The sequence below is a fragment of the Dysosmobacter sp. Marseille-Q4140 genome (assembly GCA_018228705.1).
Classification (GTDB): Bacteria; Bacillota; Clostridia; order Oscillospirales; family Oscillospiraceae; genus Oscillibacter.
Genome location: CP073694.1, coordinates 372,104 through 398,691, shown reverse-complemented (window position 1 = coordinate 398,691; position 26,588 = coordinate 372,104). Strand labels below are relative to the sequence as shown.

At 64.1% G+C, this 26,588-nt stretch carries 28 protein-coding genes and 1 other annotated feature; of the genes, 21 read left to right on the top strand and 7 right to left on the bottom strand.

The genetic code is table 11. The features are described from left to right. Window positions 1-263: 263 nt before the first annotated feature. On the top strand, window positions 264-2,414 hold the full coding sequence (locus KFE19_01915; protein QUO38304.1) for a 5'-nucleotidase C-terminal domain-containing protein: 2,151 nt from the start codon (window positions 264-266) through the stop codon (window positions 2,412-2,414). A gap of 160 nt (window positions 2,415-2,574) precedes the next feature. On the opposite strand, the gene proC is transcribed toward KFE19_01915, so the two are convergent. From proC to KFE19_01895, 4 genes are read right to left on the bottom strand one after another with little or no spacing between them, the layout of a single operon-like run. Next, a complete protein-coding gene (gene proC, locus KFE19_01910; GenBank protein QUO38303.1) occupies window positions 2,575-3,372 on the bottom strand; it encodes a pyrroline-5-carboxylate reductase in 798 nt (265 codons plus the stop codon). 36 nt (window positions 3,373-3,408) lie between these two features. Continuing rightward, window positions 3,409-4,656: a glutamate-5-semialdehyde dehydrogenase gene (locus KFE19_01905; GenBank protein ID QUO38302.1), complete on the bottom strand. Its 1,248-nt coding sequence runs from the start codon at window positions 4,654-4,656 to the stop codon at window positions 3,409-3,411. A 51-nt stretch (window positions 4,657-4,707) separates the two neighbouring features. Then, window positions 4,708-5,514 carry a glutamate 5-kinase gene (gene proB, locus KFE19_01900; GenBank protein ID QUO38301.1) on the bottom strand — a complete coding sequence of 269 codons (807 nt, stop codon included), beginning with the start codon at window positions 5,512-5,514 and terminating at the stop codon, window positions 4,708-4,710. 2 nt (window positions 5,515-5,516) lie between these two features. After that, on the bottom strand, window positions 5,517-6,116 hold the full coding sequence (locus KFE19_01895; GenBank protein QUO38300.1) for a hypothetical protein: 600 nt from the start codon (window positions 6,114-6,116) through the stop codon (window positions 5,517-5,519). Between the two features lie 115 nt (window positions 6,117-6,231). Here KFE19_01895 and KFE19_01890 point away from each other — a divergent pair, with 115 nt between their 5' ends. The 3 genes from KFE19_01890 to KFE19_01880 all read left to right on the top strand — a co-directional run bounded on the left by KFE19_01890 (window position 6,232) and on the right by KFE19_01880 (window position 7,804). Beyond that, on the top strand, window positions 6,232-6,975 hold the full coding sequence (locus KFE19_01890) for an ATP-dependent Clp protease proteolytic subunit (GenBank protein QUO38299.1): 744 nt from the start codon (window positions 6,232-6,234) through the stop codon (window positions 6,973-6,975). A gap of 122 nt (window positions 6,976-7,097) precedes the next feature. Then, entirely contained in the window at window positions 7,098-7,610 is a 513-nt protein-coding gene (locus tag KFE19_01885; GenBank protein ID QUO39492.1) for a hypothetical protein, read from the top strand. Beyond that, a complete protein-coding gene (locus tag KFE19_01880; GenBank protein QUO38298.1) occupies window positions 7,607-7,804 on the top strand; it encodes a helix-turn-helix transcriptional regulator in 198 nt (65 codons plus the stop codon). Before KFE19_01885 ends, KFE19_01880 begins: the two co-directional genes overlap by 4 nt. A 39-nt stretch (window positions 7,805-7,843) precedes the next feature. Here the strand turns inward: KFE19_01880 and KFE19_01875 are convergent, their stop codons facing one another. The 3 genes from KFE19_01875 to KFE19_01865 all read right to left on the bottom strand — a co-directional run bounded on the left by KFE19_01875 (window position 7,844) and on the right by KFE19_01865 (window position 9,455). Beyond that, window positions 7,844-8,044 (bottom strand): sulfurtransferase TusA family protein, encoded by a 201-nt coding sequence (locus KFE19_01875; protein QUO38297.1) that lies wholly within the window; start codon window positions 8,042-8,044, stop codon window positions 7,844-7,846. A 1-nt stretch (window position 8,045) separates the two neighbouring features. Further along, the gene (locus tag KFE19_01870; protein ID QUO38296.1) at window positions 8,046-9,152 is read right to left on the bottom strand and encodes a YedE-related selenium metabolism membrane protein; all 1,107 of its coding nucleotides are present in this window, start codon (window positions 9,150-9,152) and stop codon (window positions 8,046-8,048) included. A gap of 66 nt (window positions 9,153-9,218) precedes the next feature. Then, entirely contained in the window at window positions 9,219-9,455 is a 237-nt protein-coding gene (locus KFE19_01865; GenBank protein QUO38295.1) for a DUF3343 domain-containing protein, read from the bottom strand. 554 nt (window positions 9,456-10,009) lie between these two features. Here KFE19_01865 and KFE19_01860 point away from each other — a divergent pair. The 17 genes from KFE19_01860 to rpsU all read left to right on the top strand — a co-directional run bounded on the left by KFE19_01860 (window position 10,010) and on the right by rpsU (window position 26,430). Beyond that, on the top strand, window positions 10,010-10,441 hold the full coding sequence (locus KFE19_01860; protein QUO39491.1) for a flavodoxin: 432 nt from the start codon (window positions 10,010-10,012) through the stop codon (window positions 10,439-10,441). 216 nt (window positions 10,442-10,657) lie between these two features. Further along, the gene (gene smc, locus KFE19_01855) at window positions 10,658-14,224 is read left to right on the top strand and encodes a chromosome segregation protein SMC (GenBank protein QUO38294.1); all 3,567 of its coding nucleotides are present in this window, start codon (window positions 10,658-10,660) and stop codon (window positions 14,222-14,224) included. A 42-nt stretch (window positions 14,225-14,266) separates the two neighbouring features. Beyond that, the gene (locus KFE19_01850) at window positions 14,267-14,422 is read left to right on the top strand and encodes a hypothetical protein (GenBank protein ID QUO38293.1); all 156 of its coding nucleotides are present in this window, start codon (window positions 14,267-14,269) and stop codon (window positions 14,420-14,422) included. 13 nt (window positions 14,423-14,435) lie between these two features. Further along, window positions 14,436-14,654 (top strand): hypothetical protein, encoded by a 219-nt coding sequence (locus KFE19_01845; protein QUO38292.1) that lies wholly within the window; start codon window positions 14,436-14,438, stop codon window positions 14,652-14,654. A gap of 58 nt (window positions 14,655-14,712) precedes the next feature. After that, the gene (locus KFE19_01840) at window positions 14,713-14,964 is read left to right on the top strand and encodes a hypothetical protein (protein ID QUO38291.1); all 252 of its coding nucleotides are present in this window, start codon (window positions 14,713-14,715) and stop codon (window positions 14,962-14,964) included. Between the two features lie 21 nt (window positions 14,965-14,985). Next, a complete protein-coding gene (gene ftsY, locus KFE19_01835; GenBank protein QUO38290.1) occupies window positions 14,986-15,858 on the top strand; it encodes a signal recognition particle-docking protein FtsY in 873 nt (290 codons plus the stop codon). After that, window positions 15,855-16,112: a hypothetical protein gene (locus KFE19_01830; GenBank protein QUO38289.1), complete on the top strand. Its 258-nt coding sequence runs from the start codon at window positions 15,855-15,857 to the stop codon at window positions 16,110-16,112. Before ftsY ends, KFE19_01830 begins: the two co-directional genes overlap by 4 nt. 62 nt (window positions 16,113-16,174) lie before the next feature. Continuing rightward, complete coding sequence (gene rph / locus KFE19_01825; protein QUO38288.1) at window positions 16,175-16,903, top strand: ribonuclease PH; 729 nt, start codon at window positions 16,175-16,177, stop codon at window positions 16,901-16,903. After that, on the top strand, window positions 16,900-17,490 hold the full coding sequence (locus KFE19_01820) for an XTP/dITP diphosphatase (GenBank protein ID QUO38287.1): 591 nt from the start codon (window positions 16,900-16,902) through the stop codon (window positions 17,488-17,490). Before rph ends, KFE19_01820 begins: the two co-directional genes overlap by 4 nt. 50 nt (window positions 17,491-17,540) lie before the next feature. Continuing rightward, on the top strand, window positions 17,541-17,870 hold the full coding sequence (gene yhbY / locus KFE19_01815) for a ribosome assembly RNA-binding protein YhbY (GenBank protein ID QUO38286.1): 330 nt from the start codon (window positions 17,541-17,543) through the stop codon (window positions 17,868-17,870). A gap of 33 nt (window positions 17,871-17,903) precedes the next feature. Continuing rightward, the gene (nadD, locus tag KFE19_01810; protein QUO38285.1) at window positions 17,904-19,094 is read left to right on the top strand and encodes a nicotinate (nicotinamide) nucleotide adenylyltransferase; all 1,191 of its coding nucleotides are present in this window, start codon (window positions 17,904-17,906) and stop codon (window positions 19,092-19,094) included. A gap of 8 nt (window positions 19,095-19,102) precedes the next feature. Further along, window positions 19,103-20,722 carry an LCP family protein gene (locus KFE19_01805; GenBank protein ID QUO38284.1) on the top strand — a complete coding sequence of 540 codons (1,620 nt, stop codon included), beginning with the start codon at window positions 19,103-19,105 and terminating at the stop codon, window positions 20,720-20,722. Window positions 20,723-20,746: 24 nt separating this feature from the next. Then, window positions 20,747-22,411, top strand: a complete 1,665-nt coding sequence (locus KFE19_01800; protein ID QUO38283.1) for an LCP family protein — start codon at window positions 20,747-20,749, stop codon at window positions 22,409-22,411. A 29-nt stretch (window positions 22,412-22,440) separates the two neighbouring features. Further along, window positions 22,441-22,803: a ribosome silencing factor gene (gene rsfS / locus KFE19_01795; GenBank protein ID QUO38282.1), complete on the top strand. Its 363-nt coding sequence runs from the start codon at window positions 22,441-22,443 to the stop codon at window positions 22,801-22,803. A gap of 159 nt (window positions 22,804-22,962) precedes the next feature. Then, window positions 22,963-23,301 carry a helix-turn-helix transcriptional regulator gene (locus tag KFE19_01790; protein QUO38281.1) on the top strand — a complete coding sequence of 113 codons (339 nt, stop codon included), beginning with the start codon at window positions 22,963-22,965 and terminating at the stop codon, window positions 23,299-23,301. Between the two features lie 62 nt (window positions 23,302-23,363). Further along, window positions 23,364-23,591 (top strand) — a binding site (T-box leader). A gap of 70 nt (window positions 23,592-23,661) precedes the next feature. Then, complete coding sequence (gene leuS, locus KFE19_01785) at window positions 23,662-26,088, top strand: leucine--tRNA ligase (GenBank protein ID QUO38280.1); 2,427 nt, start codon at window positions 23,662-23,664, stop codon at window positions 26,086-26,088. Between the two features lie 159 nt (window positions 26,089-26,247). Continuing rightward, window positions 26,248-26,430 carry a 30S ribosomal protein S21 gene (gene rpsU / locus KFE19_01780; GenBank protein QUO38279.1) on the top strand — a complete coding sequence of 61 codons (183 nt, stop codon included), beginning with the start codon at window positions 26,248-26,250 and terminating at the stop codon, window positions 26,428-26,430. Window positions 26,431-26,588 lie beyond the last annotated feature (158 nt).

Below are 26,588 nucleotides of genomic sequence, written 5' to 3'. Positions count from 1 at the left end.
TCCCTTTCTGGGCCGGAGGACCGGCCGCTGGTCATTTTTATTTAGTATACCACCGGCACCGTCGGATTACCAGAGGCGGCGGGGGAAAATGCGGCTGCATGGATAATACAAAAAACTTTATGTAATTCTGTAAATTTTGCTCATAAAAAATGGGGGAATTTTGCAGATTTCTGACTTTCCGTTTTTGGAGAATGTGCTATACTGAAAACATATCCGAACTGCATGGAATTCGCAGCGAATGAGTTTGAAGGAGGAATACGGAAATGAGAAGAAAGATCCTGTCCCTGCTTCTGGCTGTGGCCATGGTGTTCTCTCTGGCTGTCACCGCTCATGCGGAAGAGACGGAAGAGAAAACCATGGACGGTCAGATCGTCATTCTGCACACCAATGACGTTCACGGCGCCATCGCCGGCTATGCCAAGGTGGCGGCGCTGAAGAATGCCTATGAGGCCAAGGGCGCCTATGTCCTGCTGATGGACGCCGGCGACTTCATCCAGGGCGATCCCACCGTCAGCGTGTCGGAGGGCGCCACCGCCGTGGAATTGATGAACATGGCGGGCTACGATGTGGTCAGCATGGGCAACCATGAGTTCGACTACGGCTATGAGAACATGAAGACCCTGGCCGCCGCGGCCGAGTTCCCCATCGTGGATGCCAACGTCCTCTACAATGGCAAGGTGGCCTTTGAGGACAATGTGGTGTTCACCGCTCCCGACGGGACCAAGATCGGCGTGTTCGGTCTGGACACCCCGGAAACCGCCACCAAGGCCCATCCCGCCAAGATCCAGGGCGTGACCTTCCTGGCCGAGGACAAGCTGTTTGACTGCGCCAAGAAGCAGGTGGCTGCGCTGGAGGCCGAGGGCTGCGATTACATCGTGTGCCTTGGCCATCTGGGCATTGACGACGAGTCCACCGGCAACCGCTCCATCGACCTTTTGAAGAAGGTCAGCGGCATTGACGTGTTCATCGACGGCCACTCTCACTCCACCCTGGGCGAGGTCACCGCTGCGGCCGAGGCCGCCGGTATCGCCGGCACCGCCGTCACCTCCACCGGCACCAAGCTGGAGAACGTGGGTGTGGTCACCATCAACGGCGAGTCCATCAGCGCCACCGTTACCGCTCTGGCCGACCTGACCGCCGAGGACGCCGACATCGCCGCCCGGGCCGCCGCCATCCAGAAGGAGATCGACGACGATTACGGCACCGTGTTCGCCAAGACCGAGGTTGCTCTCAACGGCGAAAAGGACCCCGGCAACCGCACTGAGGAGACCAATCTGGGCGATCTGATCTGCGACGCTCTGGTCTGGGGCGCCAAGAAGAACGGCGAGACTGTGGACGCGGCCGTCACCAATGGCGGCGGCATCCGTGCCAGCATCGCCGCCGGCAATATCACCAAGAAGGATATCAATACCGTGCTGCCCTTCGGCAATACCCTGGGCATCGTCAAGGTTACCGGCGCCGAGCTGCTGGAGGCCCTGGAGGCATCCACCTATTGCACCCCCGCTGCCATCGGCGGCTTCCCCCAGGTCAGCGGCATCGAGTTCACTGTGGATACCACCGTGGCCTATGACCAGGGCGACCTGTATCCCGGCTCCACCTATTACGGACCCAAGAGCATCCAGCGTGTGACCATCGAGACCGTGGGTGGCAAGGCCTTCGATCCCAAGGCCACTTATTCCATCGCCACCAACGACTTCATGGCCGCCGGCGGTGATACCTACTACGCCTTTGCCGCTGCCTCTGTGAATTACGACCTGGGCATTCCCATGGACGAGGTGGTCATGGACTACATCACCACCGAGCTCAAGGGTGTTGTCACTGCTGAGGCCTACGGCGAGCCCGCCGGCCGCATTACTGTGGAGCTGCCCTTCGAGAACCCCTTCGCCGACGTGGCGGAGACCTCCGCTTACTATGACGGCATTCTGTGGGCCGTGGAAGAGGGCATCACCACCGGCCGCACGGAGACCACCTTTGTCCCCGGTGAGAACTGCACCGAGGCCAACATTCTGACCTTCCTGTGGCGTGCCAACGGCGAGCCTGCCGCCGAAACCACCGAGAATCCCTTCGGCGAAGCTGTCAGCGCCGACGCTTACTACTACAAGGCCGCCCTGTGGGCTTTTGAGAAGAAGATGATCGACGAGACCTTCGTCCCCAACACGGCCTGCACGCGTGCCCAGGCGGTGTACTTCATGTGGATGGCTGCCGGCTCTCCCGATGACGCCGCTGCCGCTTCCTTCACCGATGTGGCTGCTGATGCCGACTATGCCGCCGCGGTGAACTGGGCCGTGGCCCAGGAGGTCACCAAGGGCACCGGCGACGGCACCACCTTCTCTCCCGAGAATGTGTGCACCCGCGGCCAGATCGTGACCTTCCTGTACCGCGCGGACAGCACCGCCGAGGAAGCTGCCGCCTGAGCGTGTATTCCAAATCAGACTGACAAAAGAGGCGCTGCGTATGCAGCGCCTCTTTTTCTTTGCCCGAAGCGGGGTCATAGAGAGGAGTGCTTCCGCGCAGAGCCACCGCGCGCCCACCTGCAAAACAGCGGACCGTTCCGTCGGGACGGTCCGCTGCTGCTCATTTCATCTGCGCGCTTTTTTCATAGGCGGCGATCACCGCGTCCATGACCGCGCCCCGGAACCCGGCCTTTTCCAGCGTCCGCACACCCTGGATGGTGGCGCCGCTGGGAGAGCATACCGCGTCCTTCAGGGCGCCGGGGTGCGTGCCCGTGGCCAGCATCAGCTTGGCCGCGCCGATCAGGGTCTGGGCGGCGCACTCCATGGCCATGGGGCGGCTGAGACCGCAGGCCACGCCGCCGTCGGCCATGGCCTCCATGAAGAGGTCCACAAAGGCCGGGCCGCAGCCCGCCACGGCGCTGCCGGCGTCCATCAGATGGTCGTCCAGGGGCAGCAGCCGCCCGGCGCCGGACATGGCCTCCAGGAAGGCCGCCAGTTCTTCCTCCGTCACACCGTCGCAGGTGTAGAAGATCACGCCCTCGCCCACGGCGGAGGGGGTGTTGGGCATGATGCGGATGACGGGCCAGTCGCCGCAGCCCCGCTGCCGCAGATCTGGGATGGTCAGGGCTGCCGCCATGGACACCAGCACGAACCGGTCTTTCCGGGCCGCCAGCACCGGGCCGATCTCCTCCATGAGGCCCGCCACCATATAGGGCTTCACGCCCAGGAAGAGGAACACCGCCTGCTCTGCCGCCGCGGCGTTGTCCACGGCCCGGCAGCCCAGCTCCGCGGCCAGCGTCTCCGCCTTGGCCGCCGTGCGGTTGGCCAGTAGGATGTCGCTGCCCGAGAGCTTCTTCCGGGCCGCCCTGGCCAGGGCACCGCCCATGTTGCCGGTGCCGATGAATCCGAATTTCACCATGATAGTACCTTCTTTCTCCCAGACGGGACCGGTGCGTCAGCGCACCTGGCCCTCGCCGTAGATCACGTATTTGCAGCTGGTCAGCTCCTCCAGGCCCATGGGGCCCCGGGCGTGCATCTTCTGGGTGGAAATGCCGATCTCCGCGCCCAGGCCGAACTCGCCGCCGTCGGTAAAGCGGGTGGAGGCGTTGACATACACCGCCGCCGCGTCCACCGCGTCCAGGAACCGCTGGGCCTTGAAGTAGTTCTTCGTGATGATGGCCTCGGAGTGCTGGGTGCCGTGGGCGTTGATGAAATCGATGGCCTCCTCCATGCCGCCCACGGTCCTGACGGCCAGGATGTAGTCGTCGTACTCCGCGTCCCAGTCGCTCTCCTGGGCAGGCAGCGCCCGGGTGCCCAGCAGCGCCAGGGCCTCTTGGTCCGCTCGCAGCTCCACGCCCTTCTCGTCCAGCAGGGGGAGGGCCCGCTTCCAGAAGTCCGCCGCCACGTCCCGGTGGACCAGGACGCACTCCGCCGCGTTGCACACCGAGGGCCGGGAGCACTTGGCGTTATAGAGGATTTTCGCCGCCATGTCCAGGTCCGCCTCGTCGTCCACATACACGTGGCACACGCCCTCTCCCGTGCGGATCACCGGCACGCTGGCCTCCTTTGCCACCGCCCGGATGAGGCCCGCGCCGCCCCGGGGGATCAGCACGTCCACGTATCCGTCCAGGTGCATCAGCTCATTGGCGGTGTCGTGGGAGGTGTCCTGCACCAGGGAAATGCAGTCGGCGGGGAGGCCCGCCTGCTCCAGGGCCTGGCGCATCAGCTCCGTGACGCAGCGGTTGGACCGGATGGCCTCCTTGCCGCCCCGGAGGATGCACACGTTCCCGGATTTGAGGCACAGCGCCGCCGCGTCCACGGTGACATTGGGCCGGGCCTCGAAGATGATGGCGATGACGCCCAGGGGCACCCGCCGCCGGCCGATGATGAGGCCGTTGGGCCGCCTCTCCATCTTGTCCACCTTGCCGATGGGGTCCGGCAGAGCCGCTACCTGCCGCACGCCGTCCACGATGCCGGCGATCCGTTCGGCGTTCAGCGTCAGCCGGTCCAGCATGGCCGGGCGCATCCCGGCCTCCTTCGCGGCGGCCACGTCGGCGGCGTTGGCGGAGAGCCACTCGTCCTGCCGTTCCGTCAGAATATTGGCGATGGCCTCCAGGGCGGCGTTCTTCTTCGCCGTCCCGGCGGTGGAGAGGGTATAGGACGCGGCCTTTGCCGCCGCACCCTGCTTTTGCAGATCCGTCATATCAATGCACCCCTTTTGAGTTTGAGAGTGAAAAGTTGGGAGGAGCTCTCTTTATGCTTCGCGTTTGGCGATGAACCGGGTCCCGATGTCCTGTCCCTCCACGATGCCGTAGAGGTCCTCCATCCGCTTGCCGTTGGTGATGACCATGTCGCACCCGGCCTCCATGGCCCGGCGGGCGGCGGAGAGCTTGGTGGCCATGCCGCCGGTGCCCCGCCAGCTGCCGGCGCCGCCGGCCATGTCCAGGATCTCCGGCGTCAGGGCCTCCACCCGATGGAGCAGCTTCGCGCCGGGATGGGTTTTGGGGTCGGCGTCGTAGAGGCCGTCGATGTCGCTGAGCAGCACCAGCAGGTCCGCCCGGCACAGGGCCGCCACGATGGCGGAGAGGGTGTCGTTGTCGCCCAGGACCTTGTGGCGGCCGGTCTCGATCTCGGCAGAGGAGACGGAGTCGTTCTCGTTGACCACCGGGATGACCCCCATCTCCAGCAGGGCGGAGAAGGTGCTGCGCAGGTGCTCCGCCCGGTCCGGGTCCTCCACGTCGTCGCCGGTCAGCAGGATCTGGGCCACGGAGCGATTGTACTCGGAGAAGAGCTTGTCGTAAATGTGCATCATCCGGCACTGGCCCACGGCGGCGGCCGCCTGCTTCATCCGCAGTTCCTTGGGCCGCTCGGCCAGCCCCAGCTTGGCGGTGCCCACGGCGATGGCGCCGGAGGTCACCAGGATCACGTCGTTCCCGGCGCCGTGCAGGTCCGCCAGGGTCCGGACCAGGTGCTCCATGCTCCGAAGGTCCAGTGCCCCGGACTCATGGGTGAGGGTGGAGGTGCCCACCTTCACCACGATGCGCTGTTTCGTCTGTTCCAATGTCAGGTTCCTCCTTGGGTGGTTGTCGGTATCAAGTCGCCGATGCCCAGCAGGTCCAGGGCATCCTGATAGTCTCTGGAGGTGACGTTTTCCTCCAGCCGGGCCATGGTGTCCTTACAGGAAAGACCAGTCACTGCATCCCAAAGGGGGCGGCAGATGGTCTCGATCTCAGTCAGGGCCTCCGCGTCGGCGCAGCCGGCGCCCAGCAGCGCCGGTTCCCAGGACGCCAAATAGACCTTGGCATTGGGATATTGGCGGGACCCGGGCAGCTCCGCCATGTCCGCGATGGCGACGGCTTTTGCCCGCAGAAAGGCCAGGTCCGATGAGATGACATGATTTTCCGACGGGGCCTCCGCAGGCTTCCCGGCCGCCTCGGCCTGCTCGGCTTCTCGTGTGATCCGCTTCACATCGTTGGAGAATATCTTCATCTGGCGGCTGAAATTGGAGAGAGCGGCCTGGATTTCCTCTTCCTTCTCCGTGCGCTCCAGCGCTGCCTGCACGCCCATGCCCGCCCCAAAGGACAGCGCCAGGACCAGACAGACGATCAGGAGCCGGGGCCAATGGACCCGGAGGGCGGAAAGTGTTTGACGGATCTTCTCCACAAGATGCACCTCCCGTTTTGCGGTCTGGGCATTTTAAAATTGGATTGTTTTATCATATCACAGGAACGGGAAAAAAGAAAGTCCGAGGGGTGCGTAGTTTTCGCCAAAAACGCAGATGCTACGGGAGAAAGCGAGGGATCCTATGAGCGAACAGACCAAAGCGTGCAGCGCTGCCGGAGAAAACAACGAAAACACCGGCGGCCTGGCCCAGCAGATCGTGGACTTCGGTTCCGCCCTGACCCGTACGCCCCACGGCAGCGTCTACTGCCTCACCATCATCGGCCAGATCGAGGGCCACAGCAACGCCCCGGACCAGACCAAGACCACCAAGTATGAGCACGTCCTGCCCCTCCTTGCCAAGCTGGAGGAGGCGGAGGAGGTAGACGGCGTGCTATTCCTCCTCAACACCGTGGGCGGCGACGTGGAGGCCGGCCTTGCCATCGCCGAGCTGATCGCGGGCATGACGAAGCCCACCGTCTCCATCGTCCTGGGCGGCAGCCACTCCATCGGCGTGCCGTTGGCGGTGGCGGCCCGGCGGAGCTTTGCCGTGCCCTCCGCCGCCATGACCATCCACCCGGTCCGCATGAGCGGCACCGTCATCGCCGCCCCCCAGACGTACAGCTACTTCCAGCGGCTCCAGGAGCGGATCGTGGCCTTCGTCTCCGGCCACAGCCGCATCTCCGCCGAGGACTTCCAGACCCTCATGCTCCGCAAGGACGACATGGCCGCCGACGTGGGCAGCGTCCTCTACGGGGAGGAGGCGGTGCGGGTGGGCCTCATCGATGAGGTGGGAGGGCTCTCCGACGGCCTCCAGTGCCTCTACCGCCAGATCGAGCAGTACCGGAGGACCGGGGACTGATCAACTGCCGCAGCAAGGGCTGCGGCAGTTCTTTGCGACAAAAAGTAAAATATACTTGACAAAAAGTAAAGAGAATGGTAACATGGTCCCATCCAGGAACAGGAGGGATCGCCATGAACGGAATGACGGCGGAGACGATGATGGGCGCACTGGTGGGGCTGGCGGTGGCCGCTGTCCTGATCGGCGTTCTCATCCGGGCCAAGGTGCTGGACATGACCTTTGACGAGCGGCAGGAGCGGGCCCGGGGCACGGCCTATAAATACGCTTTCATCGCCACCCTGGTGACCGCGGCGCTGTACGGGGCTTCGGAGCTGCTGCTGGGCCGCTGGTGCGACGCCATGACCGGGGCGGTGCTGTGCTTCTGCGTGGGCGGCGGCGTCTTTGCCTCCACCTGTATCGTCAAAGGGGCCTATGTCAGTCTGCGGGAAAAGCCCCGGCAGATCTTGATCACGATGATCGCCGCCGCGGCAACGAACCTCATCTGCGGCATAGGGAACCTGGTTCGTGGCGGACTGGTGGAGGAGGGCGTCCTCACCTTCCGCGCGACGAATCTCCTGCTGGGGGCGCTGTGTCTGGTGATCCTGGCGGTGTACCTGATCCACGGGACCGGACGCGACGAGGAGGACGGGGAATGAAGAACCTCCGCCTGAAATCCGCCCGGGCCGCCAGGGACCTGAGCCAGCAGCAGCTGGCGGAGGCGGTGGGGGTCTCCCGCCAGACCATCAATGCCATTGAGAAGGGGGACTACAACCCCACCATCAAGCTGTGCCTGGCCATCTGCCGCGTGCTGGGCAAGACCCTGGACGAGCTCTTCTGGGAGGAAGCGTAAAAAAACACGGGAGACGGACCGGTCCGTCTCCCGTGTTTCTCATTTCGTCAGCGTCAGCTTGAAGTCGGGGCCCTCCGGGGCCTCCGTCACCTGATAGCCCTGGGATTTGGCGAAGCGGGTGACGTTCTCCACCGCCGCCCGGGCGTCGCAGAGCACCTCCACGCTGGCGGGGCCGTCCTTCAGGGCCTTCTGGACCATCAGCACCGGGGTGGGGCAGATGTAACCGCGGGTATCGATCATGTCATGCGTCCTCCTTTCCGGGAAGATGGGTAAGGGTCACGGCCAGCAGCACGATGAAACCCAGCACCACGGCCACCATGCCGGCGGTGCCGATGCCGCCCACCACGTAAGTACCGTCCTCGGCCACGGAGTCGGCGTTGCCGGCCAGACCGAAGTTGTGGGCCAGGGCGGCGCCCACCACCATGCCCAGCACGGTGACGGCGGAGTCGCCGTTGCCCTCACCGGCCAGGATCAGCTGCCGCAGGGGGCAGCCGCCCAGCAGCACGGAGCCCCAGCCCGCCAGGGCCATGCCCAGGAAGGACCACAGGTACTGGCTGTGGGCGATGGGCTGGGACACGGCGCCCAAGTTGTACTTGTGCAGGATCAGGTTGCCGATGGTCACCGTGGCCCAGATGGCCACGAAGCCCGCCAGCAGCCGGAAATCATGGACCATGACGGCGTCCCGGATGCCGCCGGCCATGCACAGGCGGCTCCGCTGGGCCAGCACGCCCACCACGCCGCCGGCGACCAGGGAGATCAGCCAGAAGGCGTGCTGGGAGCCGGGGCCCTCCTCAGAGAAGCGCAGCAGGGAGGGGAAGACCAGCAGCAGAACCAGGCCGATCACCAGGATCAGGGGCAGGGCCATGCCCTCGCCGGAGCGGACAGGATAGGCCCGGCCCAGGGAGAAGCCCTTGCGCAGGCACACCACGCCCACGCCGATGCCGGCGATGAAGCCCAGCAGGCCCGCCACGGCGGTCAGGTCGCCGCCGCCCAGGCGGATCACCATGCGCAGAGGGCAGCCCAGGAACACCAGGGCGCCGATCATCACGAACAATCCCAGCAGGAAGCGGCAGGCGGGGGAGGACCCGGCCTTGGCCCGGAACTCCTTGGCGGCCACGGCCGCCACCAGGGCGCCCAGGACGATGCCCGCGATCTCCGGACGGAAATACTGGACCTTGGCGGCGCTGTGCAGGCCCAGGGCACCGGCGATGTCCCGCTCGAAGCAGGCGATGCAGAAGCCCATGTTGGCGGGGTTGCCGCAGGCGGTCAGCACCAGGGCCGCCACGCCCACCACCACGCCGGTCAGCAGCAGCGGACCATAGTCCCGCAGCCAGGAATTCTCTCTCATTCCACAACACACTCCTTATACTCACTGTTTTTTCAAAAGAATAACGACGGGCGTAAAAAACCATCCTCACACCGTCAGATGGTGAAATCCGGCGGGCTCCACGCCGCTCTCCGCCAGCAGCTGCCGCAGCGATTCCTCCAGCTCCGGCGGCGCCGACCAGGCCAGGCCGCAGTCGGATGTAACGCTGCGGGGCACGGAGATCAGCTTTCCATCCAGTCCCCGGCGGCGGCAGGCCGTCTCGGTGGCAATGGCCTCCGCCGTGGTGTGGAAGGAGACGATCAGCCGCGGCTGTTTTGGTCGCACCGGTATTCCCTCCCTTTGCCGTTATTTTTTTGAAAGTATAACACAGGGGGGAGAAAAAGGCGAGATCTATTTTGAGTATCACGCAGTGGCGCTATGAATCCGGACTTTGCGGCGGCAGGAAAGCGGGCAGCAAAAAACGCAGAAAGGGGATTGACAAGCGGCAGTGGCTGTGATATATTGTGCACATGGTTAGTCAAAACTAACTATTGCGGCGGGCGGAGGCCCGCCAACTTCGAAAGCAATGGTTAGAAAAAACTAACTAATGTGTATGGAACCTGCCGACGGACCGGAATCCGAGCCGGTGCAGGCGCTCTCCGTGCCGCCGGGAAGGCGGGGCAGCTCGCGGGGGAGACGCGCCGGCGGCCGCTTTACGGCCATGGAGTCAGCACCTCCCATGGAGACCGGCAGACCGGACGGCGGGACCAGGACAGGCGACCACCTGTTTCCGGGCAGGACGGCCCCCTACGATCCTCGGGGGCCGTCCGACCGGCCAAAGGGCACCTTCCGCCATAAAGGCGGATGCACATATCACAACGCGGAAAGGAATGGACCTGATGAAAAAGATCGCCATTGTATATTGGAGCGGCACCGGCAACACGGAGGCCATGGCCGCCTGCATCGCCGAGGGCATCCGGGAATCCGGCGCCGAGGCGGAGCTGATGGGCCCCGGGGAGTTCTCTGCCGCCCGCTTTGCCGAGTTCTCCGCCGTGGCCTTCGGCTGCCCTGCTATGGGCAGCGAGCAGCTGGAGGAGATGGAATTTGAACCCATGTTCGCGGGGCTGGAGAGTGCCCTGGGCGGCAAGCGGATCGCCCTTTTCGGCTCCTACTCCTGGGCCGACGGCCAGTGGATGCGGGACTGGTGTGCCCGCAGCGACGACGCAGGCGCCATCCTTCTGGATGAGAAGGGGCTGATCTGCTATGAGGCCCCGGACGCCGACGGCCAGGAGGCCTGCCGCGCCCTTGGCCGGCGTCTTGCCGCCTGGTGAGCGGTACCTCCCCTCTCTGTTTTCCTTCGATACCAGATCTCCTTTTTCCCCTCATAGCCCCCGTGCCGCAAGGCACGGGGGCGCTCCTTTTTTTCGGGAGGATGTGTCTGTTTCGCGAGAAAAATCCCGTTTCTTCATGGAAAAATCCTTGAAAAGGGAGGGGTTGTCTGATATAGTATTTTAGTTATCGTATGTAGATTCGTAAGAGGTGAGACCGTGTACTTAAAAGCATTGGAGATCCAGGGGTTCAAGTCCTTTCCCGACAAGACCGTGCTGAACTTTGGTGAGGACATCACCGCCATCGTGGGCCCCAACGGCTCTGGCAAATCCAACATCTCCGACGCCATCCGCTGGGTCATGGGCGAGCAGAGCGCCAAGGGCCTCCGGGGTGCCAAGATGGAGGACGTCATCTTCGGCGGCACCGAAAAGCGCGCCCAGGTGGGTTTCGCCCAGGTGACCCTGGTCATTGACAACACCGAGCACATCTTCCCCACCATGGAGGAGTCGGAGGTGGCCGTCACCCGCCGCTACTACCGCAGCGGTGAGAGCGAATACTATATCAACCGCCAGTCCGTCCGCCTCAAGGACGTGACGGAGCTGTTCATGGACACCGGCATGGGCAAGGAGGGCTACTCCATCATCGGCCAGGGCAAGATCGACGAGATCCTCTCCGCCAAGAGCGGCGAGCGCCGGGAGATCTTCGAGGAGGCCGCCGGCATCGCCAAGTTCCGCCACCGCAAGGAGGACGCCGAGCGGAAGCTGGAGCGGACGGAGGAGAACCTGGTCCGCATCAATGACAAGATCTCCGAGCTGGAGCTCCAGGTGGACCCCCTGCGGGACCAGGCGGAGAAGGCCAAGAAGTACCTGATCCTGCGGGACGAGCTGCGCCTGCTGGAGATCTCATTGTGGCTGGAGAACCTGGACGCCCTGAAGGCCGGCCGGCGGAAGCTGGAGGCCGATTTCCACGCCGCCGAGGCGGAGCGGGATCAGGCCCGCGCGGCCTTGGACGCCCTCTACGCCGAGGGGGAGCAGTACGGCGCGCGGATGCAGGAGAAGGACATGGAGGCCGAGCGGCTCCGGGCCCAGGTCTCCCAGCTGGAGACCCAGGCCAAGGAGCAGGAGAGCGCCGCCGCCGTGCTGGAGGGCACCATCGCCCACAACCAGGAGACCATCCAGCGGGTGAGCAGCGAGATGACCGAGAGCGACACCCGGGCGGGGAGTCTCGCCGCCCAGGCCGCGGAGCAGAAGGAACACGCGGCGGAGCTGGAGGGCCGTATCGCGGAGGAAAATGCCGCCCTGGAGGCCCTGCTGGAGAAGGCCCGGTCCGCCGCCGAGCGGGCGGACGGCCACCAGAGCGAGGCCGAGGCCCTGCGGGGCCGGGAGGCCATGGCTGCCGCCGCTGCCGCCGACGCCCGGGCAGAGGCCGCCGCCGCGGACGCGGAGAGCGTCCAGATCCGGGAGCGCAGCGCCGCCGCCGAGGCCGACCGGGCTGCCGCCGGGGAGCGCCTGACAGAGGCGGAGCGGGAGTCCCGGGACAACCGCCGCCGTCTGGAGGACGCCCGGGACGAGGCCGCCGCCGCGGCCAACATCATCGCCGGCCACAGCCTGCGGATGGAGGAGCGGCGGAAGAAGGCCGCCGCAGCCGGGGAGAAGAAGGTCCAGCTGACCATGGACGTGGGCGCCCTGGACAACCGCATCCGCCTCCTGACGGAGATGGAGAAGGAGTACGAGGGCTTTTCCAAGGCCGTGAAGCTGGTCTGCCAGGCCCAGAGCAGCCTCCGGGGCATCCACGGCCCCGTGGCGGGCCTCATGCGGACCGAGGGCAAATACTCCCTGGCTATCGAGATCGCCCTGGGGGCGGGTTTGCAGAATATCGTGGTGGACCGGGAGGAGGACGCCAAGGCCGCCATCAACTTCCTCAAGCAGCGGGACGGCGGCCGCGCCACCTTCCTGCCGCTGACCGCCATCCGGGGCGAGGAGCTGCGGGAAAGGGGCGTGGAGCAGGAGTTTGGCTTCGTGGGCCTTGCCTCCCGGCTGGTGACCTTCGACCCGAAATATCAGAACATCTTCCACAGCCTCCTGGGCCGGACCGTCATCGTGGAGGACCTGGACTGCGGTATCGCCATGGCCCGGAAGTACCGCAACGCCTTCCGGATCGTGACATTGGACGGCCAGGTCATCAACCGGGGCGGCTCCATGACCGGCGGCTCCGCCAGCCGCAGCGCCGGCGTGCTGAGCCGGGCCGCGGAGCTTGAGAAGCTCCAGGGCCGCAGCGCCGCCATGCACCGCCAGCTGGCGGAGGCCCAGAAGGAGCAGGAGGCCGCCCAGCGGGAGCTGGACGCCGCCCAGTACGAACTGGAGACGGCGGAGGCCCAGCGCCGCCAGGCCGAGGACGAGGTACTGCGGCTGGAGGGCACGCAGAACCACTTTGACATCCTCCTGCGCTCCCTGCGGGAGAGCCTGGAGAATCTGGAGGGCGAGCTGGAGAGCCTGACCGGCCGCCTGAGTGACAACGCCCGCCGCCGGGAGGCCGCGGAGCAGGCCGTGGCGGAGCAGGAGGCCCTGGCCGCTGGGTACCGCGCCCAGGCGGAGGAGGCCCTCTCCGGCCAGTCGGAGCTGCTGGAGCACTCCAACGCCCTGGCGGAGGAGATCAGCGCCGCCAAGAGCCGCCTGGCCGCCCTGGGCGCCGAGCGGGAGGCCGCCGCAGACCGGGCCGCGGAGCTGCGGCGCCTGGCGGAGGATCTGACCGGCGGCCGGGCCCAGAAGGAGGCCATGGTAGAGCAGTGCCACCAGACTATCCGGGATGCCCAGGCGGAGATCCAGCGCCTGCGGGAGGAGTCCGCCGCACTGGCACAGCAGAGCGACGACTTGCGCCGGCGCCTGACGGAGCTGAACCAGGAGAAGATCGCCCTGGAGGCCGAGCGCACCGCCAAGAACAAGGCCGGCCAGGAGATGAACGAGAACCTGCTGAACCTGGAGCGGTCCGCCTCCAAGCTGGAGCAGCGGCTGGCAACCTCCGCCATGGAGGAAAAGCAGATCCTGGACAAGCTGTGGGAGCACTATGAGCTCAGCCACTCCGCCGCCCAGGAGGTCCGGGTGGAGCTGGAGAGCGTGCCCAAGGCCTCCCGCCGGATCGGTGAGCTGAAACGGGACATCGGCGCCCTGGGCGCCATCAACATCGGCGCCATCGACGAGTTCGACCGGGTCAACACCCGCTACACCTACCTCACGGAGCAGCGCAACGACGTGGAGAAGGCCAAGGAGGAGCTGGGCGGCATCATCGAGGAGATCACCCGCCAGATGACGGAGATCTTTGCCCAGCAGTTCAAGCTCCTGGCGGAGAGCTTCCAGACCACCTTTGTGGAGCTCTTCGGCGGCGGCCGGGCCACGCTGGAGCTGGAGGACGAGAACGACATCTTAGGCTGCGGCATTGAGATCAAGGCCCAGCCGCCGGGAAAAACTCTTAAGACCATCTCCCTGCTCTCCGGCGGCGAGAAGGCCTTTGTGGCCATCGCGCTGTACTTCGCTATTTTGAAAGTCCACCCCACGCCTTTCTGCGTCATGGACGAGATCGAGGCGGCGCTGGACGACGCGAACGTCACCCGCTACGCCCGCTACATGCGGACCCTGGCGGGGCGGACCCAGTTCATCGTCATCACCCACCGCCGTGGCACCATGGAGGAGGCGGATGTCCTCTACGGCGTCACCATGCAGGAACAGGGCATCTCCAAGATCCTGACCATCAACATGAACGACCTGGCGAAGGAACTGAAGATCCAATAAGCATGGTGACGTCAGGGTTCCCGCCGAAACCCAGCGGTTTCGGTGGGAAGCGGAGGAGCAAGGGAGCGGCCGGAGGTTTCGCCTTGGGCGGAAACGGAGGACAGCGGACTTTGCGACGACGCCATGCAGGAGCAGGGCATCTCCAAGATCCTGACCATCAACATGAACGACCTGGCGAAAGAACTGAAGATCCAGTAAGGAGCGATAAGCGATGAAAACCAAACACAAACAGGTCCTCATCATCTGTGTGGGCCTTCTGGCGGGACTGCTGTTGTTCCGGGGCGGGACCATGACCTACGCGGGCCTTGTGATCTTCCTCCTGGACCTGGGCCTGGTGCGGCTGCTGCTGCGCTGCCCCCACTGCAAGCGGTGGGTTCGGGAGTTCAGCACCGGCAAGACCTGCCCCTACTGCGGGAAGAAGCTGGAGTGAGCGCTCCGCCGACTGCGGAGGCCGGCGGGAGAGTTGAAGGTATGAGGAGGTCGATCCTGTGACGCTGCGCAGATGGATGATCCTGAGCATCGCGCTGATGCTCTCCGGGTTCGTGATGCTGAGCCTCAGCAGGACGGCAGATGTACCGGCGGCGGGCGCGGCAGGAGGCGTTTTACTGGCGGCGGGTCTTGTGATCGAGCTGCTGAAGATCCGCTGCCCGGCCTGCGGCGCGCACGTGCGGGGCTTTTTCGGCGAATACTGCAAATACTGCGGAGAGAAGCTGGACTGGGACAAGCCGCCCCGGTCCTGATCTCCGGTTTGGGAGGACGCTATGGGCTTTTTTGACAAACTGAAAAAAATCACCACCAATCTCTTCTCCGGCTTCACCGAGGCCGACGAGGCCTTCTTCGAGGAACTGGAGGAGACGCTGATCCTGGCGGACCTGGGGATGGACACCGCCCTGGACGCCGTGGAGAAGCTGCGCACCAGGGTCCGCAAGGAGAAACTCCAGGACCAGGAGGACGTGAAGGCGGCTCTGCGGGAGATCCTGGCGGAGGAGATGAACGTGGGCGACATGGCCCTGAACACCTCCACTACCCCCTCTGTGGTGCTGTTCATCGGCGTAAACGGCGTGGGCAAGACCACCTCCATCGGCAAGCTGGCCCATCAGCTCAAAAGCGAGGGCAAGCGGGTGCTGCTGTGCGCGGCGGACACCTTCCGCGCCGCCGCCGCTGACCAGCTGGAGATCTGGGCGGAGCGGGCCGGCTGCGAGCTGGTGCGCCAGCACGAGGGCGCCGACCCCGGAGCCGTGCTGTTCGACGCCCTCCAGGCCGCCAAGGCCCGGCATGTGGACGTGGTGCTGTGCGACACCGCCGGGCGGCTGCACAATAAGGCCAACCTCATGGCGGAGCTTGCCAAGCTGTCCAAGATCATCGACCGGGAGTGCCCCGGCGCCGCCCGGGAGACGCTGCTGGTGCTGGACGCCACCACCGGTCAGAACGGCCTCATCCAGGCCCGGACCTTCAAGGAGACCGCGGGCCTCACGGGCATCGTACTGACCAAGCTGGACGGCACCGCCAAGGGCGGCATCGTCGTCGCCATCGCCCGGGAGCTGGGCGTGCCGGTGAAGTTCGCCGGCGTGGGCGAGGGCATCGGGGACCTGCGCCCCTTCGACCCCAAGGCCTACGTGGAGGCCATCATATGAGCCGGATGTGTCCGGACTGCGGGCAGGCTATGGTGAGCGGTTTTTTGCAGACTGGCGGGGGAACGGCCGCCTTTGTGCGGGAGCCGCGTGTGCTGCTGCTCAAAGAGGACAAAGGCGATTTCCGCCTGCCGGTCTCCCGTCTGAGCAAGACCTGTCCGGCGTGGTACTGTCCACGGTGCAGACAGATGACCGTCTCCCTGAAGCAGAAGACCGGCGGCGCGGAGCTGGAGCGGGCTGCGCGGGGAGATTTGTAAACGAGAGATAGCCGGACTCGGGTATGATCCGGCTCTGGACCGTAAAGAAAGAGGAAGTCAAAATGATAAAACGACAGGACGGGCGGGCGTTCGACCAGCTGCGCCCCATCAAGATCACCACGGATTTCGTCAAATTCGCCGAGGGCAGCTGCCTGATCCAGTGCGGCGACACCATGGTTCTCTGCTGCGCCAGCGTGGAGGACCGCACCCCGCCCCACGTGCCGGAGGGCTCCGGTTGGGTGACGGCGGAGTACTCCATGCTGCCCCGGGCCAACCGGGAGCGCAGCAAGCGGGACGTTGCCAAATTGAAGCTCAGCCCCCGCAGCGCCGAGATCCAGCGGCTGGTGGGCCGCTCCCTCCGGGCCGCTGTGGATATGGACAAGCTGGGCGAGCACACCATCACCATCGACTGCGACGTGCTCCAGGGCGACGGCGGCACCCGCACCGCCTCCGTCACCGGCGGTTTCATCGCCCTCAGCCTGGCCTGCCGGAAGATGGTGGAGGAGGGCGTTCTGGCCTCCAGCCCCATCCGCCACTTCGTCACCGGCGTCAGTGCCGGCATCGTGGATGAACAGCCCATGCTGGACCTCCAGTACAGCGAGGACAGCCGGGCGCAGGTGGACCTCAACTGCGTCATGAACGAGTTGGGGGAGATCATCGAGCTCCAGGGCACCGGCGAGGGCCGTGCCTTCACCCCTGCCGAGCAGCAGGAGCTGGTGCGGCTGTGTGCCAAGGGCAACCGGGAGCTGCTGGAGCTCCAGCGCCGGGCGCTGAAAGGAGAGAACGGATGAAATTCATTCTGGCTACCCACAACCCCGGCAAGCTCCGGGAGATGTCCGATATTTTGTCCCACCTGGGGGTGGAGGTGGTGAGCCCCGCCGACATGGGGATCACCGTGGAGGTGGAGGAGACCGGCACCACCTTCGCCGAGAACGCCATGCTCAAGGCCAAGGCCATCTGTGCCGCCTCGGGCCTTCCTGCCATCGCCGACGACTCCGGATTGTGCGTGGACGCCCTGAACGGCGGCCCCGGGGTCTACTCCGCCCGCTACGGCGGAGAGGGCCTGGACGACCGGGGGCGCTACATGCTGCTGCTCAACTCCCTGCGGGGCCAGACCACCCGGGCGGCCCACTCCGCCTGCGCCATCGCCTGCGCCTTCCCCGACGGAAAGACGCTGACGGCGGAGGGCCGCTGCGACGGCGCCATCGCCTTCGCTCCTCTGGGCGAGGGGGGCTTCGGCTACGACCCGGTGTTCCTGGTGCCGGAGAAGGGCAAGACCTTCGGCCAGCTGACGGCGGAGGAGAAGAGCGCCATCTCTCACCGGGGCAGGGCCCTGCGGGATTTTTCCGCGAAACTGGAAACCTATTTGAAGAAATAAGCGTCTAAATATAATAACAGCCGGAGTTTTCCCGGCATAAAGGAGCACACATGGAACTGACAAGCAAACAGCGGGCCCAGCTGAGGGGCCTGGCTAACTCCATCGACACCATCCTCCACATCGGCAAGGACGGCATTGGGGAAAACCTCATCAAGCAGGCGGACGACGCCCTGGAGGCCCGGGAGCTGGTGAAGGGGAAGGTGCTGGACAACAACATCGAATACGATGCCCGCACTGCCGCGGAGGCTCTGGCCCAGGCTACCCGCTCCGAGGTGGTGCAGGTGATCGGCACGAAGTTCGTGCTGTACCGGGAGAGCCACTCCAAGCCCAAGGAAAAGCGCATCCAGCTGGTGAAGCCGGCCAAAAAGCCCCGGGTATAAGGGGTCCATCGGAGAGAAAAAAGGGGATCGAGCATGAAAATCGGTGTCTACGGCGGGACCTTCAACCCGCCCCACCTGGGCCATCTGACCGCGGCCCGGGCGGTGTTTGATCTGCTGAAACTGGACAAGCTGCTGCTGGTGCCTGTGGGACTGCCGCCCCACAAGGCTCTGCCCGCGGGGAGCCCCACGGCGGAGCAGCGGCTGGAGATGACCCGACTGGCGGCGGAGCAGCTGGGCCTGGGGGACCGGGTGCAGGTCCTGGACCTGGAGCTGCGGCGCCAGGGGAAGAGCTACACCGCCGACACCCTGTCCCAGATCAGGGAGCTGTATCCGGAGGCGGAGTTGTGGCTGCTGATGGGGACGGACATGTTCCTGACCCTCCAGACCTGGCACGAGCCGGAGGCCATCTTCGCCCTGGCGGGCATCGCCGCCTTCGGCCGCACGGAGGAGGACACGGAGGAACTGTTCTCCGTCCAGCGGGAGTATTTGTACCGGACCTACCCGGATGCCCGGATCTTCACCCTGACCATTCCCGGCGTGGTGGACATCTCCTCCACGGAGCTGCGGGAGCAGCTGTCGGCGGACCGGGGGGCCAATCTGCTGGCGCCTGCGGTGTATGGATACATTTTAAGAGAGGGCCTCTACGGCACCGGGGCGGAGTTGAAGCATCTGCCCCTGTCCAAGCTGCGGCCCGTGGCCCTGAGCTACCTCAAGCACAAGCGCATCCCCCATGTGCTGGGCACGGAGCAGGAGGCCATCCGCCTGGCGGAGCGATACGGCGCGGACGTGGAGAAGGCCCGGGTGGGCGCCCTGCTCCACGACTGCACCAAGAAGCTGGACATGGAGGCACAGCTGGCCCTGTGCCGGCACTACGGCATCCAACTGGACGAACTGGAGCAAAAGGCGCTGAAGCTGCTCCACGCCAAGACCGGCGCTGCCATCGCCCGGGACGTATTCGGTGTGGACGAGGAGATTTACAGTGCCATTTTGTGGCATACAACAGGCCATGCCAACATGACGCTGCTGGAAAAGATCCTGTATCTGGCAGACTATATCGAGCCCTCCCGGGATTTCCCGGGGGTGGACAAATTACGTGCTGTGTGCTATAAAAACCTGGATGCGGGCCTGTTGATGGGTCTGGAAATGACCATCGGAGAGATGAACGCAATGGGGAACCCTGTGCACCACGCCACCATTGAGGCGCGGGACGCATTGAAAGGATAGACAAAACTGTGGAAAAAGAGACTGGAAAGCATTTGGCGGGCGGAAGAAAGCAGCCCCGTGGGAGAAAGAGCAAGGAAAAACGGCCGAAAAAGCCCAGCCGCCTCACCCGGCAGCAGAAGCTGCTGATCGCCCTGGCGGTGGTGCTGGCCCTGGTGGTGGTCATCGTGGCCGCCTGGAAGAGCCTGTTCATCCGGCCGGATCTGAGCACCAAGCCCTCCGCCGACAGCGAGGAGACGGAGGAGATCGACTGGGGCGAGGGGACCCGTCCCCGCAGCGACGGCGAGCGCAAGAGCGAGGACTACTACACGGTCCTGATTTTGGGCCGGGACACCGGCGGCGGCGGAAATACCGACACCATGCTGCTGGCCAGCTACGATGTGACCAACCAGAAGGCCACGGTCATGTCCATCCCCCGGGACACCATGGTCAACATCCCCTATGACATCAAGCGCATCAACGCCGTGTACAACTACGGCGGCGGCGGGGACAAGGGACTGCAGTACCTTTATAAGGAGATCTCCCAGCTGGTGGGCTTTGAGCCTGATTATCAGGTGGTCATCGAGTGGGAGGCCGTGGGAGAGATCGTGGATGCCATGGGCGGTGTGTGGTTCGACGTGCCCCGGAACATGAACTACGACGACCCCTATCAGGACCTGTCCATCCATATTGAAAAGGGCTATCAGCTGCTGGACGGCGAAGGCGCCATGGGTGTGCTGCGCTACCGGCACGACAACGACCTGCGCTACGGGTATCCCGACGGGGACCTGGGCCGCATCAAGACCCAGCAGGCGTTCCTCCAGGCCATGGTGGAGCAGCTCCTGAAGGTGAAAAATGTCACCAAGATCAACGAGTTCATCAAGGTGTTCCAGGATAACGTGGAGACAGACCTGAGCTTCCAGAATATCCTGTGGTTTGCCCAGGCGGCGGTGTTCGGCGGCCTGAGCATCGACAATGTGAACTTCGTCACCATGCCCAACAAGAATGTCTCCTGCTGGAGCCGCAGCTACCACAGCTACCAGTCTTACGTGACTCCCATTGCCAATGAGCTGCTGGATCTGGTCAACAATGAGCTCAGTCCCTATGTGGAGCAGTTCACCCTCAGCGACCTGGACATCATGTCGGTGAATTCCGATGGGTCCGTCAGTTCCTCCACCGGCTATGTGGAGGACAGTAAGGCGGCCTCTCCGCCGGTTACCTCCAGCGGCAGCGGCGGCGGATCCACCACTGCGAAGCCGGAGGAGAACCAGCCGGTGACCGACGAAAACGGCAACATCCTGGATCCCGAGACCGGAGAGATCATTGGAAATGTCAATGACGGGACCACCACGGACCCGGGCACCGGCGGGACTACGACGGATCCCGGCACCGGCGGGACCACCACGGATCCGGGCACCGGCGGGACTACCACGGACCCCGGCACCGGCGGGAGCACGACGGATCCCGGCACCGGCGGGAGCACGACGGATCCCGGCACCGGCGGGACTGCCACAGACCCGGGCACCGGCGGGACCACGACGGATCCCGGCACCAGCGGGACTACGACGGATCCCGGTGCCGGCGGGACCATCACCGATCCCGGTACCGGAGACAGTGGATTTGTGATCATCGCCCCCGCACCCGCGGCATAATAGAGAGAAAAGGAGGCGGCGCCCATGCAAAAAGATGGCGACCCCGGCCGGCAGCCCGGAAAGCGACTGGCTTCCGGCAAGCAGGATAAGCCCCCCAAGGAACCTAAACCCAAAAAGCCCGGCCGGCTCACCCGACAGCAAAAGTTCCTGATCGCCTTGGCGGCGGTGCTGGCCGTGGGTGTGGTGGGCGTTGCTGCCTGGCAGAGTCTCTTTGTCCGGCCGGATCTCAGCGCGGAAAAGGAGCCTCCCGTCACCGTGGACCCGGACACCGGGGAGACGGAGGAGGTTGAGGAGATCGACTGGGGCGAGGGGACCCGCCCCCGCAGCGAGGGTGAGCGCAAGAGTGAAGATTATTACACGGTGCTGATCCTGGGCCGGGATACCGGCGGCGGCGGAAACACCGACACCATGCTGCTGGCCAGCTACGATGTGACCAATCAGAAAGCCACGGTCATGTCCATCCCCCGGGACACCATGGTCAACGTGCCCTGGGACATCAAGAAGATCAACTCTGTCTATAATTATTACGGCGGGGGAGACCGGGGCATTCAGTACCTCTATAAGGAGATCTCCCAGCTGGTGGGCTTTGAGCCGGACTTCCAGGTGATCGTGGAGTGGGAGGCCGTGGGCGAGATCGTGGACGCCATGGGCGGCGTGTGGTTCGACGTGCCCCGGAACATGGACTACGAGGACCCCTATCAGGATCTGTCCATCCATCTCAAAAAGGGCTATCAGCTGCTGGACGGAGAACAGGCCATGGGCGTGGTCCGTTTCCGGGACGGCGCCAACGGCTACAAGGACGGCGACATCGGCCGCATCGGCACCCAGCAGGCGTTTTTGAAGGCGGTGCTGGAGCAGCTTTTGAAGCTGGAGAATATCACCAAGATCAACCAGCTGGTGGAGGTGTTCCAGAAGAACGTCACCACAGATCTGAGCCTCCAGAACATCTTCTGGTTTGCCAAGTCGGCCATTCAGGGCGGGCTGAAGGTGGAGAACGTGAACTTCGTCACCATGCCCGGCAACTACAACGCTTACGCGTACAGCCGTTCCGTCAGCAAAATGCTGGGTAAGTATTCCGTCCAATCCTATGTGACGCCCTACCCCAACGAGCTGCTGGAACTGGTCAATAATGAGCTCAGCCCCTATGTGGAGGTATTCACCAAGAGCGATCTGGACATCATGACGGTGAATTCCAACGGCTCTGTCAGTTCCTCTACCGGCCACATGGAAGACAGCCAGGCCACCAACACCACGGCCTACTGGAAGTCCCTCTGGGAGCCGAAAGAGGAGGAAAAGCCGGAGGAGCCTGTGACGGATGAAAACGGCAACCTTCTGGATCCGGAGACCGGTGAGATCATCGGGAATGTCAACGGCGGCACCTCTGATGGCTCCGGCACGGGGACCGTTACAGACCCCGGCACCGGAGGAACCACGCCTGGCTCCGGAGAGAGCACCGGCCCTGAGACGGGCAACTGGCCTCTGGACCCGGTGACAGGGGAACCCCTCCCGCCGGAGATGGTATATCCGGAGGACGGGACGACTGCGGATCTCGGAACCGGAGACGGCACGGATGCGGTGCCCGGCGCGGACGGTGAGACCGCCGCAGGCCCCGGAACAGACGGCACCACGGCGGACCCCGGCACATCTGACGGTGGATTTTCCATCATCGGGCCGCCACCGGCGGCATAACGGTTGAAAGTATAGAAAGGAAGAAGCCCATGACACCGAGAGAACTGGCCATTTTGGCTGCGAAAGCCCTGGACGAGAAGAAGGGCAAGGAGATCAGTGCCATTGAAATTACAGAGCAGACCACCCTGGCGGACTTTTTCGTTATCGCCACCGGTTCCTCCAACACCCAGATCAACGCTCTGTGCGACGCGGTGGAAAAGACGTTGAAGGAGCAGGCGGGAGAGGATCCCCTGCGCCGGGAGGGTTACCGGGACGGCACCTGGGTCCTGCTGGACTACGGCTGCGTGGTGGTCCACGTGTTCTCCCCTGAGGCCCGGGAGTTCTACTCCCTGGAACGGCTGTGGCACGACGGCAAGCCGGTGGATTTGAGCGGCGTGCTGACCCCCGACTGAAAAGCAGGCGCCCCGGCGGTGAGCCGGGGCGCTTTTGACTGAAAAGGCGGCCACGAGGGCGTATTTTGCGCGGAGCGACTGAAAGTTGCGCCATAGCTGGTGGAGGCAACCGCCCGCTTCCGGTAGGATGGGGCCAACTTCAAAAGGAGGTTCACAGATATGGCGAATACGATACTCTTTGCGGCGGTGGGGCTGGGGCTCCTGTCCCTCTGGATCTGGCTGCTGTCCCTGGTGATCCGGGCCCTGCGCAAGTATATCTGCTCCGGCGGCGTCCGCCGGGAAAAGGAGGAGGCCTGCCGCTCCCTGGGAGAGGCGCTGAAAAAGCACCGGATGGAGCGGAACATGACTCAGGAATTCGTGGCGGAGGCCCTGGGCGTCAGCCGCCAGGCGGTCAGCAAGTGGGAGACCGGCGCGGCGGACCCCAGCACCTCCAATCTGCTGGCCCTGGCCAAGCTCTTCGGCATCCCGGCGGAGGAGCTGCTGCGGGAGATCGGGTGAAAGAAGGGGAGTTTCCAAGGTCCCACTTGACAAAACGGAAAAAGCCTCATAAAATGGATGCGTTAACGACTTTGAAGGGAAGAAAGACGGAATTTCCCGCCTCCAGAGAGCCGGCGGACGCTGCGAGCCGGTGGGGGAGTTCCGTGGATGACTGCTCCCGGAGTTGCCTGCCTGAACGGGAAGTAGGGCGGGACGGTGGGCCCGTTACAGCCCAGGCCCTATGGGCCACCGAGGGCCGTCTGGCAACAGACGGCTGAAGCAGGGTGGTATCGCGTTTCGACGCCCCTGACCAAGTACGGTCAGGGGCGTGTTTTTTTGCCCACACCGCAAAAACCATTCACAGGAATGAGGAGAGAGTATATGAAGTACGATTTTACCGCCATTGAGAAAAAGTGGCAGCAGAAGTGGCTGGAGGAGAAGCCCTTCACCGCCGTCACCGGGGACACCACCCGGGAGAAGTTCTTCGGCCTGATCGAGTTCCCCTACCCCTCCGGCCAGGGCCTCCACGTGGGCCACGCCCGGCCCTTCACCGCCATGGACATCATCTGCCGGAAAAAGCGGATGCAGGGCTACAACGTCCTGTTCCCCATCGGCTATGACGCCTTCGGCCTGCCTACGGAGAACTATGCCGTCCAGCACCACATCCACCCCGCCAAGGTGACCCACGACAACGTGGAGAACTTTGAAAAGCAGCTGCATATGCTGGGCTACTCCTTCGACTGGGACCGGACCGTCAACACCACCGATCCCGACTACTACAAGTGGACCCAGTGGATCTTCCTGCAGATGTTCAAGAAGGGCCTGGCCTACAAGGCCTCCATGCCCGTCAACTGGTGCACCAGCTGCAAGATCGTCCTGGCCAACGAGGAAGTGGTGGAGGGCGTGTGCGAGCGCTGCGGCGGCGAGGTCATCCGCAAGGAGAAGAGCCAGTGGATGCTGGCCATCACCAAGTACGCCGACCGCCTGATCGACGACCTGGACGACGTGGACTTCATCAACCGCGTCAAGATCCAGCAGCGCAACTGGATCGGCCGGTCCGAGGGCACCGAGGTGGATTTCACCGCCACCAACGGCGACAAGCTGACTGTCTACACCACCCGCTGCGATACGCTCTTCGGCGTGACCTATATGGTCATCTCCCCGGAGCACCCCTACCTCCAGCAGTGGAAGGACCAGATCCGGAACTGGGACGCCGTGTCCGCCTATATCGACGAGGCCGCCCACAAGTCCGACTTTGAGCGCGGGGAGCTGAACAAGGAAAAGACCGGCGTCCGCCTGGAGGGCATCGAGGCCGTCAACCCCGCCAGCGGCAAGCAGGTTCCTCTGTTCGTCTCCGACTACGTCCTTATGGGCTACGGCACCGGCATCGTCATGGGCGTGCCCGGCCACGACCAGCGCGACTGGGAGTTCGCCACCAAGTTCGGCCTGCCCATCATCGAGGTGGTCAAGGGCGGCGACATCACCAAGGAGGCCTTCACCCTCAAGGACGACACCGGCATCATGGTCAACTCCGGCTTCCTGGATGGCATGACCGTCAAGGAGGCCATCCCCGCCATGAAGAAGTGGGTCACGGAGCAGGGCATCGGCCATCCCAAGACCAACTTCAAGCTGCGCGACTGGGTGTTCAGCCGCCAGCGCTACTGGGGCGAGCCCATCCCCCTGGTGAACTGCCCCAAGTGCGGCTGGGTGCCCCTGCCGGAGGATCAGCTGCCCCTGCTGCTGCCGGAGGTGGACTCCTACGAGGTCACCGACACCGGCGAGTCTCCGCTGTCCAAGATGACCGACTGGGTCAACACCACCTGCCCCCAGTGCGGCGGCCCCGCCCAGCGGGAGACCGACACCATGCCCCAGTGGGCCGGCTCCAGCTGGTACTTCCTGCGGTATATGGACCCCCACAACGACAAGGCTCTGGCCAGCAAGGAGGCTCTGGACTACTGGTCTCCCGTGGACTGGTACAACGGCGGCATGGAGCACACCACGCTGCACCTGCTGTACAGCCGCTTCTGGCACAAGTTCCTCTATGACATCGGCGTGGTGCCCACCAAGGAGCCCTATGCCAAGCGCACCAGCCACGGTATGATCCTGGGCGAGGGCGGCGAGAAGATGTCCAAGTCCCGCGGCAACGTGGTCAACCCCAACGACATCGTGGACCAGTACGGTGCCGACACCATGCGCCTGTATATCATGTTCATCGGCGACTTCGAGAAGGCCGCCACCTGGTCCAACGACGCGGTGAAGGGCTCCAAGCGCTTCCTGGACCGCGTGTGGAACCTGGCAGAGGCCGCCTCCGACAGCTACGACGTCACTCCCGCCAACGAGGCCATCATCCACAAGACCATCAAGAAGGTCACCGAGGACATCGACTCCCTGAAGATGAACACCGCCATCGCCGCCATGATGACCATGGTCAACGAGCTGGGCGCCAACGGCTGCACCCGGGGCGATGTGAAGTATCTGCTGCTGCTGCTCAACCCCTTCGCCCCCCACATTACCGAGGAGCTGTGGGAGATGCTGGGCTTTGCCAGCCAGACCGGCAAGATGTGCTGCCAGGCCCAGTGGCCCGTCTATGACGAGAGCAAGACCGTGGCCTCTACCGTGGACATGGCCGTCCAGGTGAACGGCAAGCTCAAGGGCACCATCACCATGCCCGCCGGCAGCAACGAGGCCGCCGTGGTGGCCGCCGCCATGGCTGTGGAGAAGGTCCAGAAGGCCACCGAGGGCATGAAGATCGTCAAGACCATCCTGGTCAAGGACCGTCTGGTGAACCTGATCGTCAAGCCCCAGTAAAGAGCCGCGGGCGGACGGACACGGGGATTCCGCAAATTTTCAACAAAATCCCTTGACAACGGCCGGCAAGGTCCGTATAATAGCTTTGTTAAAGCCATAGTTTATGGCCCTTAAAGTATCCTGGATTGAGCCGGATACCTCGGAGGGAGGGAAATATAGATGTCTGAGATCCACGTGCGGGAAAACGAGTCCATCGACAGCGCGCTCAAGCGTTTCAAGCGCAGCTGCGCCAAGGCTGGCGTGATTGCTGAGGTCCGTAAGAGAGAGCACTATGAGAGCCCCAGCGTCAAGCGCCGGAAGAAGTCTGAGGCCGCTCGCAAGAACAAGAAGCGCTTCTACTAAGAACCGAAAAAACACCGTGCCGTTCGGCGCGGTGTTTTTTTGCGCCCCGGACCGCCGGAAAAAAGCGATCCGGGGCAGTTTGTTTGGTTGACAGCAAACCGTATCATTGCTATAATACAGTTAGAAAGTGTACTACTTAAATAATACGGTTTTGAAAA

Excerpts from the sequence above, each read along its gene's own strand:
- leuS (QUO38280.1), top strand. The coding sequence starts at position 23,662 with ATGAAGTACGATTTTACCGCCATTGAGAAAAAGTGGCAGCAGAAGTGG.
- rpsU (QUO38279.1), top strand. The coding sequence starts at position 26,248 with ATGTCTGAGATCCACGTGCGGGAAAACGAGTCCATCGACAGCGCGCTC.
- KFE19_01830 (QUO38289.1), top strand. The coding sequence starts at position 15,855 with ATGAGCCGGATGTGTCCGGACTGCGGGCAGGCTATGGTGAGCGGTTTT.
- nadD (QUO38285.1), top strand. The coding sequence starts at position 17,904 with ATGAAAATCGGTGTCTACGGCGGGACCTTCAACCCGCCCCACCTGGGC.
- proC (QUO38303.1), bottom strand. The coding sequence starts at position 3,372 with ATGGTGAAATTCGGATTCATCGGCACCGGCAACATGGGCGGTGCCCTG.
- KFE19_01875 (QUO38297.1), bottom strand. The coding sequence starts at position 8,044 with ATGATCGATACCCGCGGTTACATCTGCCCCACCCCGGTGCTGATGGTC.
- yhbY (QUO38286.1), top strand. The coding sequence starts at position 17,541 with ATGGAACTGACAAGCAAACAGCGGGCCCAGCTGAGGGGCCTGGCTAAC.
- rph (QUO38288.1), top strand. The coding sequence starts at position 16,175 with ATGATAAAACGACAGGACGGGCGGGCGTTCGACCAGCTGCGCCCCATC.
- ftsY (QUO38290.1), top strand. The coding sequence starts at position 14,986 with ATGGGCTTTTTTGACAAACTGAAAAAAATCACCACCAATCTCTTCTCC.
- KFE19_01820 (QUO38287.1), top strand. The coding sequence starts at position 16,900 with ATGAAATTCATTCTGGCTACCCACAACCCCGGCAAGCTCCGGGAGATG.
- KFE19_01890 (QUO38299.1), top strand. The coding sequence starts at position 6,232 with ATGCTACGGGAGAAAGCGAGGGATCCTATGAGCGAACAGACCAAAGCG.
- KFE19_01845 (QUO38292.1), top strand. The coding sequence starts at position 14,436 with ATGAAAACCAAACACAAACAGGTCCTCATCATCTGTGTGGGCCTTCTG.
- KFE19_01870 (QUO38296.1), bottom strand. The coding sequence starts at position 9,152 with ATGAGAGAGAATTCCTGGCTGCGGGACTATGGTCCGCTGCTGCTGACC.
- KFE19_01800 (QUO38283.1), top strand. The coding sequence starts at position 20,747 with ATGCAAAAAGATGGCGACCCCGGCCGGCAGCCCGGAAAGCGACTGGCT.
- rsfS (QUO38282.1), top strand. The coding sequence starts at position 22,441 with ATGACACCGAGAGAACTGGCCATTTTGGCTGCGAAAGCCCTGGACGAG.
- KFE19_01915 (QUO38304.1), top strand. The coding sequence starts at position 264 with ATGAGAAGAAAGATCCTGTCCCTGCTTCTGGCTGTGGCCATGGTGTTC.
- KFE19_01885 (QUO39492.1), top strand. The coding sequence starts at position 7,098 with ATGACGGCGGAGACGATGATGGGCGCACTGGTGGGGCTGGCGGTGGCC.
- KFE19_01790 (QUO38281.1), top strand. The coding sequence starts at position 22,963 with ATGGCGAATACGATACTCTTTGCGGCGGTGGGGCTGGGGCTCCTGTCC.
- KFE19_01905 (QUO38302.1), bottom strand. The coding sequence starts at position 4,656 with ATGACGGATCTGCAAAAGCAGGGTGCGGCGGCAAAGGCCGCGTCCTAT.
- KFE19_01880 (QUO38298.1), top strand. The coding sequence starts at position 7,607 with ATGAAGAACCTCCGCCTGAAATCCGCCCGGGCCGCCAGGGACCTGAGC.
- KFE19_01860 (QUO39491.1), top strand. The coding sequence starts at position 10,010 with ATGAAAAAGATCGCCATTGTATATTGGAGCGGCACCGGCAACACGGAG.